Here is a 17,128-nt window from a genome sequence, read left to right as displayed (position 1 = left end):
CGTCGGGACGACGGGCATGGCGTGTGGTGGAGGCGGCGAGCGGGATGAGCCGGCTGCGCCGGAGCAGGGTCCGGGTCGGCAGCGGGTTCCGGTTCCGTGCCGGCCCGCGGACGGACTCCGGAATCGTGAGTGCCGAGTACGCCGTGGGGACTCTCGCCGCGTGCGGCTTCGCCGCGGTGCTCTACAAGGTGATCACCAGTGGGCCCGTCGCCGGCGCCCTGGAATCGGTCATCGGGAACGCCCTCGATGCGAAGTTCTGAGTCCGGGACGGTCGGAGACCCCGGCGACCGGGGGTCGGTGACGGCGGAGGCCGCCGTGGCGCTGCCCGCGCTGGTGGTGTTCGTCGCCGCGCTGCTGTGGGCCCTGATGGCGGCCTCCGCGCAGATCCAGTGCGTGGACGCCGCCAGGGCGGGGGCGCGGGCCGCGGCCCGGTCCGAGCCCCCGGGCGCGGCGCTGGAAGCCGCCCGCTCGGCCGCCCCGGAGGGCGCCGAGGTCACGATGGGGCGGTCGGCCGACCTGTGGCGCGTGCGGGTGGAGGCGCCGACCCCCGGGCCGCGCGGTATCGCGCTGACGCTCGCCGCGGAAGCGGTGGCACCGGCCGAGGACACGGCGACGCGCGGAGCGGCTCCATGAACCGTGATCGAGGGTCGGCGACGGTATGGGCGGCCATGGCGGCGACCGCGCTGTGTGTCGTGTTCGCGGTGATCCTCGCCATGGGCCAGGCGGTCGTGGCCAGGCACCGCGCGGGTTCGGCGGCGGACCTGGCGGCGCTGGCGGCGGCCGGACACGCGCTGCGGGGAGCGGAGGCCGCCTGCGCGCGGGCGGCCGAGGTGGCCGGGGCGCAGGGCGCGCAGGTGGTGCGGTGCGCGGTGGCCGGTGAGATCGCCGACGTGACCGCACGGGCGGCCTTCGGCCCGTACACCCCGACGGTCAGGTCCCGGGCCGGCCCACCGGACGCGCGGCCTGCGGCTGTCCCGGTCCGCGAGCCGACGAAGATCCGCCCGACAGGACCTAGCTCGTGACCTCGGCTCCGGCCGTGCGCGGGCCCGGCAGGTCCGCCAGGTCCGCGGTATCCGGCGGCGGGGCGGACTTCAGGAGTTCGCCCAGGAGCCGTACGGCCGCGCGTTTGTGCAGGGGCTCGTTGCCGTTGCCGCACTTCGGGGACTGGATGCACGACGGGCAGCCCGCCTCGCACTCGCACGAGGCGATCGCCTCGCGGGTCGCGGTGAGCCATTCACGCGCCGTGTGGAAGGCGCGTTCCGCGAAGCCCGCACCACCGGGGTGGCCGTCGTACACGAAGACCGTCGGCAGCAGCGTGTCCGGGTGGAGCGGTACGGACACGCCGCCGATGTCCCGGCGGTCGCAGGTCGCGAACAGCGGGAGCATCCCGATGGACGCGTGCTCGGCGGCGTGCAGGGCGCCGCCCAGCTGTTCCGGATTGACCCGGGCCGCGTCGAGTTGGTCCTCGGTGACGGTCCACCAGACGGCGCGGGTGCGCAGCGTACGGGGCGGCAGATCGAGTTTGGTCTCGCCCAGGACCTCGCCGGTGATGAGCCGCCGGCGGAGGAAGGAGACGACCTGGTTGGTGACCTCGACGGAGCCGTAGCAGAGGCGCCCGCCGCCCCAGGGGATCTCGGTGTCGGTCTCCAGGACGGAGATGGCGGTGGTGTCGCGCGCGGTCGTGGAGTACGGCGGACTGGCCTCCTCGACGAGCGCGACCGAGTCCGTCAGGTCCAGCCGCCGCACCAGATAGCTGCGGCCCTGGTGCAGATGGACGGCGCCGTCGTGCACGGCGGTGTGGGAGGCCGCCTCGTCGACGGTGCCCAGCAGTCTGCCGGTGCCCTCCTCGACGATCTGGACGGGTCGGCCGCCCTCGCCCCGGATGTCGGCGAGATCGGCGGCCCGCTCGCGGCGGGTCCAGTACCAGCCGGTGGTACGCCGCCGCAGCAGGCCCGCCTCGACGAGCTGCGGCAGCAGCTCGGGCACGGCGGGGCCGAAGAGTTCCAGATCGGCTTCGGTGAGCGGCAGTTCGGCGGCGGCCGCGCACAGGTGGGGGGCGAGGACGTACGGGTTGTCCGGGTCGAGCACGGTCGACTCGACGGGCTGCTGGAACAGCGCCTCGGGGTGATGGACGAGGAAGGTGTCCAGCGGGTCGTCCCTGGCGACCAGGATGGCCAGCGCGCCCTGTCCGGCGCGTCCGGCGCGGCCCGCCTGCTGCCACAGGGAGGCGCGGGTGCCCGGATAGCCGGCGATGACGACGGCGTCGAGGCCGGAGACGTCGATGCCCAACTCCAGGGCGGTGGTGGCGGCGAGGCCGAGAAGCTCGCCGGAGTGCAGGGCGCGCTCCAGGGCGCGGCGCTCCTCGGGGAGGTAGCCGCCCCGGTAGGCGGCGACGCGTCGGACGAGGGAGCGGTCGACCTCGGCGAGGCGTTCCTGGGCGATGACGGAGACCAGTTCGGCGCCTCGCCGGGACCGTACGAAGGCGACCGAACGGACGCCCTGGAGGGTCAGGTCGGTGAGGATGTCGGCCGTCTCGGCCGTGGCGGTGCGGCGGACCGGCGCGCCCTTCTCGCCGTGGAGTTCGGTGAGAGGGGGCTCCCAGAGGGCGAACACGACCTCGCCGCGCGGTGACGCGTCGTCGGCCACCTCGTGGACGGGCAGGCCGGTGAGCCGCCCGGCCGCCAGCGCGGGCTCGGCCGCGGTGGCCGAGGCGAGGAGGAAGACGGGGTCGGAGCCGTACCGGGCGCAGACGCGGCGCAGGCGGCGCAGCACCTGGGCGACATGGGAGCCGAAGACGCCGCGGTAGGTGTGGCACTCGTCGATGACGACGTAGCGCAGGGAGCGCAGGAAGGAGGACCAGCGGGGGTGGGCGGGGAGTATCCCGCGGTGGAGCATGTCGGGGTTGGTGAGTACGTAGTTGGCGTACTGGCGTACCCATTCGCGCTCTTCGACCGGGGTGTCGCCGTCGTACACGGCGGGGCGCACGCCGTTGCCGAGCGGCGCGGCGAGCGCCTTCACGGCACGCCGCTGGTCGGCGGCGAGCGCCTTCGTCGGGGAGAGGTACAGGGCGGTCGTGCCGCGACCGTTGGGTGCCTCGGAGCCGTCCAGGAGCGCGGTGAGCACCGGCGCCAGATAGGCGAGGGACTTGCCGGACGCGGTGCCGGTGGCGATCACGACGGATTCGCCGTCCAGGGCGTGCTCGGCGGCGGCGGCCTGGTGGGCCCACGGGTGGTCGACCCCGGCCAGTTGAATGGCGTTGATCACTTCCGGCCGGATGCGATCGGGCCAGACTGCATGTCTGCCCGCACGCGGGGGCAAGTGCTCCGTATGGGTGATGCGCGCAGCCCGGCCCGCCCCCGCGGTGAGCCGGTCCAGGACCGTACTGGGGGAGGGGCGGGAGTCCCCGCTCTCGGGCGGCCTGCCGGGACCGTGATTCGTGGCCATCGGCACCGAGTGTGTCACTGGCGTGGCGGACAATGGTCCTAAGGCGTCGTGCATGGCTGCCGGTAAGTGATTGAATGCCATCGCGGCTGGCGATACGCCCCCTGGCTCCGTCGGGAGAGACCCGAGGGGCGACCGCTCGATTGCAAGGTGCTGGAGGATCCGTGGACCTGTCCCTGTCGACTCGCAATGTGTCCGGCCCTGGTGGCGACCGTACGGTCGTCGAGGTCGGTGGCGAGATTGATGTGTATACCGCGCCCAAGCTGCGCGAGCAGTTGGTCGAGTTGGTGAACGACGGCAGCTATCACCTGGTCGTCGACATGGAGGGCGTGGACTTCCTCGACTCGACCGGTCTCGGCGTGCTCGTGGGTGGACTCAAGCGTGTGCGTGCCCACGAGGGCTCGCTGCGTCTGGTCTGCAACCAGGAGCGCATTCTCAAGATCTTCCGGATCACTGGCCTGACCAAGGTGTTCCCCATTCACACCACGGTCGAAGAGGCCGTCGCCGCCACCGACTGAGGCCGGCCGGAGGCTTTCGGAAGGAAGGGCAGGGGGCACCGGGCGTCATGCCCGGGGCACCCGAGCCCCAGATTCGCACGCTCGTACGTCTGAGGGGGATCGCATGGCCACCGTTGAACTCCGCTTCAGCGCCCAGCCCGAGCACGTCAGGACGGCCCGTCTGGTGGCGGCTGCCGTGGCGCGCCGGGCCGGTGTCGACGAAGCAGTGTTGGACGAGGTCAGGCTCGCCGTCGGTGAGGCGTGCAGCCGCGCGGTCGGTCTGCACCGCAGCCACGGCATCACCGCGCCCGTGCGGGTCGTGCTGACCGAGGAGGAGAAGGTCTTCTCCATCGAGGTCGGTGACGAGGTGCCCACCCCGGGCACCTCGGCCGCCGCGGAGAAGACACCGGTCTCCCGCAGGGCCGTCCTCGCGGGCGATCTGTACGAGACGGACACGGGCGACGGCGAGGACGAGATGGGCCTCGCGGTCATCAGCGGCCTCGTCGACGACGTGGAAGTGACCTCCGACGATCACGGCGGCGTCATCCGGATGAGCTGGCCGACCGCCTCGGCGGTCGCGCTCTCCTGAAATGCGCGTGTGCGTACGGTCCACGGCGAGCGGCCTGCCCGTCCGGGGAGGCCCCCCGCCGGGGCGACCGTGAGAGCGTGATCCAATTTCTTTGAAGGCCCTGCTGAGCAGGGCCTTTTCTATTTCTCCGCGAGAATTGATCACCGACCAATGCGTTCATCCCATTACGCATTTCTGGTCGCTTTCCGGGGGCCGATCATTTGCGGCTCCGTAAGTCAAGGTCAATTACACGCGGCGCGCTCTGTTTTGATCAGCTTCCGCTCCCTACAATCCGTCCATCTTGAGCGCTGAGCGTCAAGGAGGACGAATGGCGGGGAACATCGATCCACAACTGTCCGAGCACCCCACTTCTCTCGCTGCCGCGATACTCACGGACGGCAACAGACTGATCGTGATCGTCATCGCGGTCATCGCGCTGGCGGCGCTGCTCGTCGCCCAGCGGCTGGTCCGTCAGGTGCTGGCGGCCGACGAGGGCACCGATTCCATGAAGGAGATCGCGGCGGCCGTACAGGAAGGCGCGAATGCCTATCTGGCACGGCAGTTGCGCACCCTCGGCGTTTTCGCCGTCGTGGTGTTCTTCCTGTTGTTGTTGCTTCCGGCCGACGGTTGGTCGGAACGCGCGGGACGTTCACTGTTCTTCCTGGTGGGTGCGCTTTTCTCGGCGGCCACCGGATACTTCGGCATGCGTCTCGCCGTACGCAGCAATGTGCGCGTCGCCGCGGCCGCGCGAGAGGCGACCCCGGCGGAGGGCGAACCGGAAAAGGATCTGACAGCCGTCGCGCACAAGGCAATGAAGATCGCTTTCCGCACCGGTGGTGTGGTCGGAATGTTCACGGTGGGCCTCGGACTGCTGGGCGCCTCCTGTGTGGTCCTCGTGTACGCCGAGGACGCCCCCAAGGTGCTGGAGGGCTTCGGCCTCGGCGCGGCGCTGATCGCCATGTTCATGCGTGTCGGCGGCGGCATCTTCACCAAGGCCGCCGACGTCGGCGCCGACCTCGTCGGCAAGGTCGAGCAGGGCATCCCCGAGGACGACCCGCGCAACGCGGCGACGATCGCCGACAACGTCGGGGACAACGTCGGCGACTGCGCCGGTATGGCGGCCGACCTCTTCGAGTCGTACGCCGTGACGCTCGTCGCCGCGCTCATCCTCGGCACGGCGGCCTTCGGCAACTTCGGGCTCGGCTTCCCGCTGATCGTCCCGGCGATCGGTGTCATCACGGCGATGATCGGCATCTTCGCCGTCGCTCCGCGGCCCTCCGACCGCAGCGGGATGACCGCGATCAACCGCGGTTTCTTCATCTCCGCGGTGATCTCGCTGGTCCTGGTGGCCGTTGCGGCGTACACCTATCTCCCGTCCACGTACGCGGAGTTGGACGGAGTGACCGCCGAGGAGATCACCTCGCACTCCGGTGACCCGAGGACGTTCGCGCTGGTCGCCGTCGCCATCGGCATCGTGCTCGCGGCGCTCATCCAGCAGCTCACGGGCTACTTCACCGAGACCAACCGGCGCCCGGTGCGCGACATCGGCAAATCGGCGCTCACCGGCCCCGCCACCGTTGTCCTGACCGGTGTGGCCATCGGCCTGGAGTCCGCCGTCTACACGGCGCTCCTGATCGCTCTCGGCGTGTACGGGGCGTTCCTGCTCGGCGGTACGTCGATCATGCTGGCGCTCTTCGCGGTGGCGCTGGCCGGCACCGGACTGCTCACCACCGTCGGCGTCATCGTCGCCATGGACACCTTCGGTCCCGTCTCCGACAACGCCCAGGGCATCGCCGAGATGTCCGGGGACGTCCAGGGCGCGGGCGCGCAGGTGCTCACCGACCTCGACGCCGTGGGCAACACCACCAAGGCCATCACCAAGGGCATCGCCATCGCGACCGCCGTACTGGCGGCGGCGGCGCTCTTCGGCTCGTACCGCGACGCCATCGCCACGGCCGTGGCGGACGTGGGGGCGAAGGCCGACGAGATGGGTCTGAGCCTGGACATCTCGCAGCCCAACAACCTCGTCGGACTCATCCTCGGCGCCGCGGTGGTGTTCCTCTTCTCGGGGCTCGCGATCAACGCCGTTTCGCGGTCGGCCGGTTCGGTGGTCTACGAGGTGCGGCGGCAGTTCCGCGAGCACCCCGGGATCATGGACTACACGGAGAAGCCGGAGTACGGGCGCGTCGTCGACATCTGTACGAAGGACGCGTTGCGCGAGCTGGCCACGCCCGGTCTGCTCGCCGTACTCACCCCGATCGCCGTGGGGTTCTCGCTCGGTGTCGGCGCCCTCGGCTCGTTCCTGGCCGGCGCGATCGGCACCGGCACGCTGATGGCCGTCTTCCTCGCCAACTCCGGTGGGGCGTGGGACAACGCCAAGAAACTCGTCGAGGACGGCCACCACGGCGGCAAGGGCAGCGACGCCCACGCCGCGACCGTCATCGGCGACACCGTCGGCGACCCGTTCAAGGACACGGCGGGACCGGCGATCAACCCTCTGTTGAAGGTCATGAACCTGGTGGCGCTGCTCATCGCACCGGCGGTGGTGCAGTTCAGTTACGGGGACGACGCCAACGCCGGGGTGCGCGCGGTGGTGGCGGTGCTGGCCATCGCCGTGATCGTCGGGGCCGTGTACGTCTCCAAGCGGCGCTCGGTGACCGTGGACGACGACGGCGGCGAGGGAGGAGGCGGATCCGGCGACGGGACGACCAAGTCACCTGATCCGGCGGTGGCTTCGTAGCCACGGCATGGCAACTGGCTTGCGGGCGGCACGTCTTGACGCGCCGCCCGTCTGCCTGCCGCGCCGTGGAGGCGGGCGGCGTGAGGGTTCTCTCCCTTGGTGCAAATGGCTGCAATAGCCCATTGAACGGACACTCGGCATGCGGTAGTAGCCCACTTGGCGTGTATGTTCCGGGGCCGAGAGCCTTGGAAGGGACCCAATCCGGTGAACAAGAAGCTCGCAGCCGCACTGTCCGGCGGTTCGGTACTGCTCATGGCGCTGTCGGGGTGCAGCGACGACAGCGACAGCAAGGTGAACGACTGGGCCAAGAAGGTCTGCGACCAGGTCCAGCCGCAGCTGACGAAGATCGCCAACGCCAACGCCTCGATCCAGCAGGCGACCTCGGACAGCAGCAAGCCCGCCGACGTCCAGAAGACCGACGCGGCTGCCTTCCAGTCCATCTCGGACGCCTACAAGGCGCTGGGCACCGCCGTGAACGGAGCGGGCGCCCCGCCCGTCGACGACGGCGAGAAGACCCAGAAGGAGGCCGTCAGCGAGCTCAACGCCACCTCCAAGGCGTACGCGGGGCTCAAGACCGACGTCGACGACCTCGACACCAAGGACCAGGCGAAGTTCGCGGACGGCCTCAAGGGCGTCGCCGACGAACTCGACAAGCTCAGCAAGAGCGGTGACGAGGCGCTGCAGAAGCTGCAGTCCGGCGATGTCGGTGCGGCGATGGCGAAGCAGCCCGGCTGCCAGCGGCCGAAGACGTCCGCGCCCGCCGAGACCGGATCGGACGCGCCGTCGACGGAACCGTCCGGCGACAAGGCGTCCTGAGCCCGCGAGCCCTTGGTGTGCTTGATGTGCTTGATGTGAAGGCGAGTTCTCCTGTCGATTCGTCAGAGGAACGCGCCGTAGTACGTACGCCTCGCAGTACCGCTCTCGGACGCGAAACCCGCGGCCCGGCACCCCGCCCGGGGAGCCGGGCCGCGGGCGTTTGTCGGTGGGAGCCGCCACAATGGAATCGTGAGTACGACCAGCCTTCCCGCGCCCGACCACTCGCCCCGACTCCGTGACGCCCTGCTCGCCGCCGACTTCACCGTCGACGGCCTGCTGGACCTGCTCGGCGCGCCCGCCTATGCCGCGCTGGCCCGCAGCGAGACGGTGCCCGCCCTGCGGGCCACCCGCGGCGACACCCCGCTCGAAACGCTCGTCAGGCTCTTTCTGCTCCAGCGGCCCGTCCCCGCGGAGCGGGTCCGTGCGGCGCTCCCGTTGTCGCAGTGCCTGGCCGACGGCTGGGTCGTGGAGGTCGGCGCCACGGAAGGCGGTACGGAAGCCGCCGCCGATGCCGCCACGGAAGGCGGTACGCCCGGCGGTCAGGACGGCACGCTCGTCAGCGCCACCGTGGACGTACGGCCGTACGGCGGCCCGGACGGAGAGGACTGGTTCATCGTCTCCGACCTCGGCTGCGCGGTCGGCGGCGCCTCCGGCGCGATCGGCCACGGCGAGGGTGTGGTGCTCGGCGTCGGCGGGGCCTCCACGACGCTGGCCGGACTCACGGTTCGTACGCCGGTCGCCAGTGCCCTCGACGTCGGCACCGGGTCCGGCATCCAGGCGCTGCACGCGGCCCGGCACGCCACCAGGGTCACCGCCACCGACCTCAACCCGCGTGCGCTGGAGTGCGCCCGCCTCACTCTCGCCCTGTCGGGCGCGCCCGCCGCCGAGCTGCGTGAGGGGTCGCTGTTCGAGCCGGTCGACGGCGAGACGTACGACCTGATCGTGTCGAACCCACCGTTCGTGATCTCCCCCGGCGCCCGGCTCACCTACCGCGACGGCGGCATGGGCGGCGACGACCTGTGCCGGACGCTCGTCCAGGAGACGGGCGACCGCCTCGCCGACGGGGGTTACGCGCACTTCCTCGCCAACTGGCAGCACGTGGAGGGCGAGGAGTGGCAGGACCGCCTGCGGTCCTGGGTACCGCGCGGCTGCGACGCCTGGATCGTGCAGCGCGAGGTGCAGGACGTGACGCAGTACGCGGAGCTGTGGCTGCGCGACAGCGGCGACCACCGGGCGGACCCGGAGGCGTACGCGGCGCGTTACGAGGCGTGGCTGGACGAGTTCGAGGCGCGGAAGACCAAGGCCGTCGGCTTCGGCTGGATCACCCTCAGGAAGTCGGGCTCCGAGCGCCCCTCGGTGGTCGTGGAGGAGTGGCCGCACCCCGTCGAGCAGCCGCTCGGCGAGACCGTACGGGCCCACTTCGAGCGCCAGGACTATCTGCGCGCGCACGACGACGCCGCCCTGCTCACCGCGCATTTCGCGCTCGCCCCCGAGGTCGTCCAGGAGCAGGTCGGGCTGCCCGGCGCGGAGGACCCCGAGCATGTGGTGCTCCGTCAGAACCGCGGTATGCGCAGGGCGACGAAGGTCGACACGGTCGCCGCGGGATTCGCCGGGGTCTGCGACGGCTCGCTGAGCGCCGGGCGGATCCTGGACGCGATCGCCCAGCTCGTCGGGGAGGACCCGGTGCAGCTGCGCGACCGCACGCCGCAGGCGATCCGGGTGCTGGTGGAGGAGGGTTTCCTGCTGCCGGTGGCCGCCCCCGGGGCCTGATCCGACGCGGGTCCCCCGACCATCGGCCGGCCTTGCCGTGGCGTATTTCGCCTGGTCCAGCCGACGGAGACCGTACGGCCGCAGTTGGCGGGTGCCGGAGCGGGAGCCGTACGGCGCGCGCCGGGTGGCGCCTCCGTGCGGGCGGACGCCGAAGCCCGTACCGGCACCCGGCGGACGCCGCGCGAGTGAACCCCCGCGCCGTTCACGCGGAATTCGCGCCAATGACGCACCGGGGTGCCAGCCTCTGCCTCCGGAGCCGCTCGGCTCCGCGAATCGAACGGGGTACGGGCATGGAGAGCGGGCCGGCGATCTTCGCGGGAGCGGCGTTCGCGCTGTTCGGAGCCGCACTGCTGGTGTGGACGGGAGCGCGCGTGCTGCACCGCGCCCCGGTGGCGCACGGTGTGAGCCCTGCGACATCCATCACGCTGGCGACCCTCGCGGGCGTGTCGTTCGTCGCCCTCGGCCTCTGGTGCTTCGGCCGGATCTGATCCCCGGCCCCTCCGGCGTGGCCGGCGCCCTTCGGGGACCGGCGCGCCCGACGAGTCGTACGGCGCCGGATCCCGCCGGGATCCCGCCCGGGGTATGCCCTCCGCCGACCCCCGGGACCTGCGGCGGAGCCCTCCCCGCGGTCCGCCGCCGACCCGCTCCGTACGGCGCTCGTACGCCGTCCTGCGCGGCGGGCACAAGGCTCCGGGCGGCAGAAAGGTGCGGACTCGGGTTACCGTTCGAGTGGCCGTTGCGGTCTTTCGCCGTTTGACACGGGGGCGGGTTGTACCGTCACACTCCGCAGCGAAGCAGCGTCATAGCGGGGCATGTCCTGCCCTGCGGTGCCGTACTGCCGTACCGCGGTAAGGCTGTACGGGCCACCGAGTGCCGACCGGAGAGAAGAGCGAAGTTGTCCCCGACCAGCGAGACCGGACACGCCGGCCGCCGACTCGTCATCGTCGAGTCGCCTGCCAAGGCGAAGACAATCAAGGGCTACCTCGGCCCGGGATATGTCGTCGAGGCGAGCGTCGGGCACATCCGCGACCTCCCGAACGGCGCCGCCGAGGTGCCCGAGAAGTACACCGGCGAGGTGCGCCGTCTCGGTGTGGACGTCGAACATGACTTCCAGCCGATCTACGTCGTCAACGCCGACAAGAAGGCCCAGGTCAGAAAGCTCAAGGAGCTGCTGGCCGACTCCGACGAACTCTTCCTCGCCACCGATGAGGACCGCGAGGGCGAAGCCATCGCGTGGCATCTTCAGGAAGTCCTGAAGCCCAAGGTCCCGGTCCACCGGATGGTCTTCCACGAGATCACCAAGGAAGCGATCAGGGCCGCCGTCGCCAATCCCCGCCAGCTGAACAAGCTGATGGTGGACGCGCAGGAGACCCGCCGGATCCTCGACCGGCTGTACGGCTACGAGGTCTCGCCGGTCCTCTGGAAGAAGGTCATGCGCGGCCTGTCCGCCGGCCGCGTCCAGTCCGTCGCCACCCGGCTCGTCGTCGAGCGCGAACGCGAGCGCATCGCCTTCCGCTCCGCCGAGTACTGGGACCTGACAGGCACCTTCGGCACCGGCCGTACCGGCGACGCCTCCGACCCCTCCGTACTGAACGCCCGGCTGTCGGCTGTCGACGGCCGCCGTATCGCCCAGGGCCGCGACTTCGGCTCGGACGGACAGCTGAAGTCCGACCAGGTCCTGCATCTGGACGAGGCCAACGCGCACGCGCTGGCCGCCGCCCTCCAGGACACGTCGTTCGCCGTCCGCTCGGTCGAGTCGAAGCCGTACCGCCGCTCCCCGTACGCCCCCTTCCGTACGACGACGCTTCAGCAGGAGGCCTCGCGCAAGCTGGGCTTCGGGGCCAAGTCGACGATGCAGGTCGCGCAGAAGCTGTACGAGAACGGCTTCATCACCTATATGCGTACGGACTCCACGACCCTGTCCGCCACCGCGATCTCGGCGGCGCGGGCGCAGGTCACGCAGCTGTACGGGGCGAGCTACCTGCCCGACAAGCCGCGTACGTACGCCGGCAAGGTCAAGAACGCGCAGGAGGCGCACGAGGCGATCCGTCCCTCGGGCGACCGCTTCCGTACGCCCGCCGAGACCGGTCTGACCGGCGACCAGTTCCGGCTCTACGAGCTGATCTGGAAGCGGACCGTCGCCTCCCAGATGAAGGACGCGGTCGGCAACAGCGTCACGGTCAAGATCGCCGGCACGTCGGGCGACGGCCGGGACGCCGAGTTCTCCGCGTCCGGCAAGACGATCACCTTCCACGGCTTCATGAAGGCCTATGTAGAAGGCGCCGACGACCCGAACGCCGAACTGGACGACCGCGAGCGCCGCCTGCCGCAGGTCGCCGAGGGCGACGCGCTGTCGGCGGAAGAGATCAGCGTCGACGGCCACGCCACCAAGCCGCCGGCCCGCTACACCGAAGCCTCGCTGGTCAAGGAGTTGGAAGAGCGCGAGATCGGGCGCCCGTCGACGTACGCGTCGATCATCGGCACGATCCTCGACCGCGGCTACGTCTTCAAGAAGGGCACGGCGCTCGTCCCGTCGTTCCTCTCCTTCGCCGTGGTGAACCTGCTGGAGACGCACTTCGGCCGCCTCGTCGACTACGACTTCACCGCGCGGATGGAGGACGACCTCGACCGCATCGCGCGGGGCGAGGCGCAGTCCGTGCCGTGGCTCAAGCGCTTCTACTTCGGCACGGGCGACGACTCGGACGGTGCGGCTGCCGCCGCGACCGCCGCAGCCGCCGCAGGCAACGGCGACGGGGACCACCTGGGCGGGCTCAAGGAGCTCGTCACGGACCTCGGCGCGATCGACGCCCGCGAGATCTCGTCCTTCCCGATCGGCGACGGCATCATGCTGCGCGTCGGCCGCTACGGACCCTACGTCGAGCGCGGCGAGAAGGACGCGGAGGGCCACCAGCGGGCCGACGTGCCCGAGGACCTGGCGCCCGACGAGCTGACGGTCGAGTACGCGGAGGAGCTGCTGGCCAAGCCGAGCGGCGACTTCGAGCTGGGCGTCGACCCGCAGAGCGGGCACCAGATCGTGGCCAGGGACGGCCGCTACGGCCCGTACGTGACCGAGGTCCTGCCCGACGGCACCCCCAAGACCGGGAAGAACGCCGTCAAGCCGCGGACCGCCTCGCTGTTCAAGTCGATGTCGCTGGACACGGTGACGCTGGCGGACGCGCTGAAGCTGATGTCGCTGCCGCGCGTGGTCGGTACGGACGCCGAGGGCGTCGAGATCACCGCGCAGAACGGCCGCTACGGCCCGTATCTCAAGAAGGGCACCGACTCGCGGTCGCTGACCAGCGAGGACCAGCTCTTCGACATCACGCTGGACGAGGCGCTGGCGATCTACGCCCAGCCCAAGCAGCGCGGACGGGCGGCGGCCAAGCCTCCTTTGAAGGAGCTGGGCACGGACCCGGTGAGCGGGAGCCCGGTCGTCGTGAAGGACGGCCGCTTCGGGGCGTACGTCACGGACGGCGAGACGAACGCGACGCTGCGGACGGACGACAGCGTCGAGGAGATCACGCCGGAGCGCGGCTACGAGCTGCTCGCCGAGAAGCGCGCCAAGGGGCCCGCCAAGAAGAAGACGGCGAAGAAGGCTCCGGCGAAGAAGACCACCGCCGCCGCCAAGAAGGCTCCTGCCAAGAAGACGACGACGGCGAAGAAGACCGCGGCGAAGAAGACGACGACGGCCGCCAAGAAGACCGCCACGAAGTCGACGGCCGCGAAGAAGTCGACGGCGTCGTCGTCCCGTGCGGGCTCGAACGCGGACGAGTAGTAGGACGAAGTAGGACGGGAGAGGGACGTACGGACCTCTGCCCCCGCCTTTGTACGCGCCACCGCACGCGCCTCTGTACGGAAGCGTGACCGCCGCACGAAGTCTCCACCGGGATCACCCGGAGACCCGTGCGGCGGTCGTTTGTTCGGGCGGGCCTCCGAGGACCGGCGGGCTCCGGATAGGCTGGGCGGATGACGCGAGCCGAGCAGCCAACGGTCGTGAGCCCCACCTCCGACTCCGACGCACTTGCCGCAGACTCACGAGAGCGTGCCGTACGAGCCTTGTTGCGCCTTCCCCCGCTACGGCGGTTGTGGGGCGCACAGCTCGTGGGCAGCATCGGCGATGCACTCGCCCTGCTCGTGCTTCTGCTGCTGTCGTTGCAGGCGGCGGTCGCCGAGGGCTCGTTCGGGACGGGATACCGGGGTGTGGCGTTCGCCGTCGCAGCGGTGTTCGGTGCCCGGATCCTTGCCACAGTGCTCTTCGGAGCCGTACTCCTCGGACCGCTCTCCGCCCTCACCGCACCCGGGTCCGGTTCCGGGGCGGGGTCCGGGGCGAAGCCGGAGGCGGCCACCGACACCAAGGACGGTGCCAAGGACAGCACCAAGGACGGCGCCAAGGGCGGTCCGCTGGACCGTCGCTGGACGATGATCGGGGCCGACGGCGTACGCCTCGCGCTGCTCATCGTCGCGCCGCTCTGGCTCGACTGGAGCCCCGACAACGCACTGCCCATCCTTCTTAGTACGGTCTTCGTCGCCGGCGTGGCCGAGCGCTTCTGGACGGTGGCCAAGGAGAGCGCGGCGCCCGCCCTGCTCCCGCCCCCGCCGCCGGAAGGCGCCGCCGTACGCCCGCTGCCCGACCACCTCGACGCGCTGCGCCGGCTCTCGCTGCGCACCGGCTTCGTCGCGATCCCCGCGGCCGCAGCCGTCCTGCTCGTCGTCACACTGATCGGCAACCTGCTCGGTACGGGCGTCGAGTGGTTCTCGCTGCACCAGGCGGCCCTCGGCTCGTACGTCGCGGCCGGTCTGTTCGCCGCGTCCGTGTCGACCCTGTTCATGCTGGAGCTGCCCGGCGGCCACACCCCGCGCCCGCGCTCGCCCCTCGAAGGCATGCGCCGCCCGACGACCGGAACCGGCCCGGACAAGGGCCGTACGGGCGCGCTGCCGCTGCTCGTCGTCGCCTGTGCGACCGTCGCCGCGGCCATCGCGTCCGCCGCCGCCGTCTCCGTACTGCACGCGAAGGACCTGGGCGGCGGGCCTGTCACCTTCGCCCTGCTGATCCTCGCGCTGACGGGCGGCGCGGGAGTCGGCATCCGCGGCGCCGCGAAGGTGCTGCCCGGATTCTCCCGCCGTCGGCTCCTCGCGCTGGCGATCGCCTTCACCGGTGTCGCGCTGCTCGTTATGGGACTTGTACCGGACACGGCGACCGTGCTGTTCGTCGCGGTGCTCGCCGGTGTGTCCGCCGGTGTCGCGGCGAACACCGGCCACGGGCTGATCGACCAGGAGACCGAGGAGTTCCGGCGCGGCCGGCAGACCGACCATCTCCAGGCCGTCGTAAGGGTCTACGTGGCGGTCGGCGCCGTGGTGGCGCCCGTACTGGCCGCCGCGATCGGACCGCACCGGCTGGCCTCCGGCGACTTCGTCTTCGCGCACGGCGGCGCCGCCTTCACACTGATGCTGGTCGGTGCGCTGCTGCTGCCGGTCGCCGCCGTCGTACTCGCCAAGACCGACGACCGGTCGGGCGTACCGCTGCGGCGTGATTTGCGTGACGCGCTGCGCGGCGGGGCCGACCCGGCGCAGGCCCCGGCGGCGAACGGCTTCTTCCTCGCCATAGAGGGCGGCGACGGCGCCGGTAAGTCGACCCAGGTCGAGGCGCTGGCGGAGTGGATCCGCGCCAAGGGCCACGAGGTCGTCGTGACCCGCGAGCCCGGCGCGACGCCGGTCGGCAAGCGGCTCCGCTCGATCCTGCTGGACGTGTCGAGCGCCGGTCTGTCGAACCGCGCGGAGGCGCTGCTGTACGCCGCCGACCGCGCGGAGCACGTCGACTCGGTCGTACGCCCCGCCCTGGAGCGCGGCGCGATCGTCATCTCGGACCGCTACATCGACTCCTCCGTGGCCTACCAGGGTGCCGGGCGGGATCTGGCGCCGACCGAGATCGCCCGTATCTCGCGCTGGGCCACGGACGGTCTCGTACCGAACCTGACGGTGCTGCTCGACGTCTCGCCCGAGGCGGCGCGCGAGCGCTTCACGGAGGCGCCGGACCGGCTGGAGTCCGAGCCCGCCGAATTCCATCAGCGGGTACGGGACGGCTTCCTCACGCTCGCCGCCGCCGATCCGGGCCGCTATCTGGTCGTGGACGGGGCGCAGGAGCCCGAGGCCGTCACCACCGTCGTGCGGCACCGGCTCGACCAGATGCTGCCGCTGTCCGCCGCCGAGGTGCAGGCCCAGGAGGACGCGCGGAAGGCCGCCGCCGAGGAGGCGCGGCGCCGGGCGGAGGAAGAGGCGGCGCGGAAGGCCGAGGAGGAGCGCCAGGAGCGCGAGCGGCAGGCGCAGCTCGCCAAGCTCCGGGCCGAGGAGGAGGAGCGCAAGCGCCGCGAGCTGGAGGAGGCGCGGCAGCGCGAGACCGAACGGCAGGCGATGGAGGCGAGGGAGCGGGCCGAGGAGGCGCGCAGGCTCGCCGAGGAGGAGCGCGTACGGCGCGAGGCCGAGGAAGCGACGCGACAGGCTGAGCAGGCGCGGCTGCGACGGCTGGCCGAGGAGGAGAGCCGGCTCCGGGCCGAGGCCGAGGAGCGGCGGCGCGAGAAGCAACGCAGGGCGGAGGAGTCGCTGCTGCGGGCCGAGGAGGCGCGGCGGCTGGCGGAGGCCTCGGAGGCGGCGGCTGCGGCGGAGGCCGCTGAGGCCGCGCGGGCTGCGGAAGCTGCCGAGTCGGCGGAGTCCGCGGAGTCCGCGGAATCCGCACCGGCCGAACGTGCCGAGTCCGACAACGAGTTGACGGTTCCGACGCCGGTCGTGAAGCCGCCGTCGGAGGGCGCCGCCGGGGGGAAGCGGGTCGTTGCCCCGGACGACGCGACGCAGGAGGTGCCGAGGCCGTCGGGTGCGGAGCCGGTCGCCGACAACGACGAGACGCGAGTGATCCCGAAGGTTCCGGATCCGGCGGACCGGCCGGGGCCGGGAACCGGGTCGGGGTCGGCATCGGGAGCGGCGGATCGGGCGGCCGACGAGACGGCCGTACTGCCACCCGTACGGGACGCGGATCCGGCCGACCGGGTGCCGCCCGGCTACTTCCGGGAGGGCGAGCGGGGTTCGGCGCCGGCGTCGCCCGTGGCGGGGAACGACCAGACGCGGGAGCTGCCGCAGGTCGATCCGGGGCGGCCGGCCCGGCGGCGTTCGGACTGGGCGGAGGAGACTCCGCTGGACGACCTTCCGACCCTCGCCGACGAACTGCTCGGTCCGCACGACGATGACGACGGCACCACGGGCAGGGCGCGCGGCGGTCGCTGAGAGTCGGATCAGGAGGGGGCTGGG

At 71.6% G+C, this 17,128-nt stretch carries 12 protein-coding genes; 11 read left to right on the top strand and 1 reads right to left on the bottom strand.

The window, feature by feature from the left end:
• Positions 1–44: 44 nt before the first annotated feature.
• The 3 genes from ACFT9I_RS16035 to ACFT9I_RS16025 are packed head-to-tail and all read left to right on the top strand — an operon-like array spanning position 45 to position 1,022.
• Complete coding sequence (locus ACFT9I_RS16035; protein ID WP_382564719.1) at positions 45–260, top strand: DUF4244 domain-containing protein; 216 nt, start codon at positions 45–47, stop codon at positions 258–260.
• Positions 247–633 (top strand): TadE family type IV pilus minor pilin, encoded by a 387-nt coding sequence (locus ACFT9I_RS16030; RefSeq protein ID WP_382564610.1) that lies wholly within the window; start codon positions 247–249, stop codon positions 631–633. Before ACFT9I_RS16035 ends, ACFT9I_RS16030 begins: the two co-directional genes overlap by 14 nt.
• Positions 630–1,022 carry an Rv3654c family TadE-like protein gene (locus ACFT9I_RS16025; RefSeq protein WP_382564608.1) on the top strand — a complete coding sequence of 131 codons (393 nt, stop codon included), beginning with the start codon at positions 630–632 and terminating at the stop codon, positions 1,020–1,022. Before ACFT9I_RS16030 ends, ACFT9I_RS16025 begins: the two co-directional genes overlap by 4 nt.
• Here the strand turns inward: ACFT9I_RS16025 and ACFT9I_RS16020 are convergent.
• Complete coding sequence (locus tag ACFT9I_RS16020) at positions 1,012–3,525, bottom strand: DEAD/DEAH box helicase (RefSeq protein ID WP_382564606.1); 2,514 nt, start codon at positions 3,523–3,525, stop codon at positions 1,012–1,014. The genes ACFT9I_RS16025 and ACFT9I_RS16020 overlap by 11 nt on opposite strands.
• A gap of 80 nt (positions 3,526–3,605) precedes the next feature.
• On the opposite strand from ACFT9I_RS16020, the gene bldG reads away from it, so the two are divergent.
• The 8 genes from bldG (at position 3,606) to tmk (ending at position 17,104) form a co-directional block, all read left to right on the top strand.
• A complete protein-coding gene (gene bldG / locus ACFT9I_RS16015; protein WP_078075833.1) occupies positions 3,606–3,959 on the top strand; it encodes an anti-sigma factor antagonist BldG in 354 nt (117 codons plus the stop codon).
• A 103-nt stretch (positions 3,960–4,062) separates the two neighbouring features.
• Positions 4,063–4,527, top strand: coding sequence for an ATP-binding protein (locus ACFT9I_RS16010; protein WP_382564604.1), 465 nt, complete (start codon positions 4,063–4,065; stop codon positions 4,525–4,527).
• A gap of 307 nt (positions 4,528–4,834) precedes the next feature.
• The gene (locus tag ACFT9I_RS16005) at positions 4,835–7,246 is read left to right on the top strand and encodes a sodium-translocating pyrophosphatase (protein ID WP_382564602.1); all 2,412 of its coding nucleotides are present in this window, start codon (positions 4,835–4,837) and stop codon (positions 7,244–7,246) included.
• Between the two features lie 204 nt (positions 7,247–7,450).
• The gene (locus ACFT9I_RS16000; protein WP_382564600.1) at positions 7,451–8,062 is read left to right on the top strand and encodes a small secreted protein; all 612 of its coding nucleotides are present in this window, start codon (positions 7,451–7,453) and stop codon (positions 8,060–8,062) included.
• Positions 8,063–8,251: 189 nt separating this feature from the next.
• On the top strand, positions 8,252–9,832 hold the full coding sequence (locus tag ACFT9I_RS15995) for a methyltransferase (protein WP_382564599.1): 1,581 nt from the start codon (positions 8,252–8,254) through the stop codon (positions 9,830–9,832).
• A gap of 290 nt (positions 9,833–10,122) precedes the next feature.
• Positions 10,123–10,320 (top strand): hypothetical protein, encoded by a 198-nt coding sequence (locus tag ACFT9I_RS15990; RefSeq protein WP_354606634.1) that lies wholly within the window; start codon positions 10,123–10,125, stop codon positions 10,318–10,320.
• A 407-nt stretch (positions 10,321–10,727) separates the two neighbouring features.
• Positions 10,728–13,607: a type I DNA topoisomerase gene (gene topA / locus ACFT9I_RS15985; protein WP_382564597.1), complete on the top strand. Its 2,880-nt coding sequence runs from the start codon at positions 10,728–10,730 to the stop codon at positions 13,605–13,607.
• Positions 13,608–13,798: 191 nt separating this feature from the next.
• Positions 13,799–17,104: a dTMP kinase gene (gene tmk, locus ACFT9I_RS15980; protein WP_382564596.1), complete on the top strand. Its 3,306-nt coding sequence runs from the start codon at positions 13,799–13,801 to the stop codon at positions 17,102–17,104.
• The last annotated feature ends 24 nt before the right edge of the window (positions 17,105–17,128 follow it).

This window comes from Streptomyces sp. NPDC057137, assembly GCF_042670825.1.
Classification (GTDB): Bacteria; Actinomycetota; Actinomycetes; order Streptomycetales; family Streptomycetaceae; genus Streptomyces.
This window is presented reverse-complemented; position numbering and strand designations above follow the sequence as displayed.

What these genes read in the sequence shown, in the direction of transcription:
- ACFT9I_RS16035 (WP_382564719.1), top strand. Translation starts at nt 45, where the DNA reads ATGAGCCGGCTGCGCCGGAGCAGGGTCCGGGTCGGCAGCGGGTTCCGG.
- ACFT9I_RS16025 (WP_382564608.1), top strand. Translation starts at nt 630, where the DNA reads ATGAACCGTGATCGAGGGTCGGCGACGGTATGGGCGGCCATGGCGGCG.
- ACFT9I_RS16010 (WP_382564604.1), top strand. Translation starts at nt 4,063, where the DNA reads ATGGCCACCGTTGAACTCCGCTTCAGCGCCCAGCCCGAGCACGTCAGG.
- ACFT9I_RS16030 (WP_382564610.1), top strand. Translation starts at nt 247, where the DNA reads ATGCGAAGTTCTGAGTCCGGGACGGTCGGAGACCCCGGCGACCGGGGG.
- tmk (WP_382564596.1), top strand. Translation starts at nt 13,799, where the DNA reads ATGACGCGAGCCGAGCAGCCAACGGTCGTGAGCCCCACCTCCGACTCC.
- ACFT9I_RS16005 (WP_382564602.1), top strand. Translation starts at nt 4,835, where the DNA reads ATGGCGGGGAACATCGATCCACAACTGTCCGAGCACCCCACTTCTCTC.
- ACFT9I_RS16020 (WP_382564606.1), bottom strand. Translation starts at nt 3,525, where the DNA reads ATGGCATTCAATCACTTACCGGCAGCCATGCACGACGCCTTAGGACCA.
- ACFT9I_RS15990 (WP_354606634.1), top strand. Translation starts at nt 10,123, where the DNA reads ATGGAGAGCGGGCCGGCGATCTTCGCGGGAGCGGCGTTCGCGCTGTTC.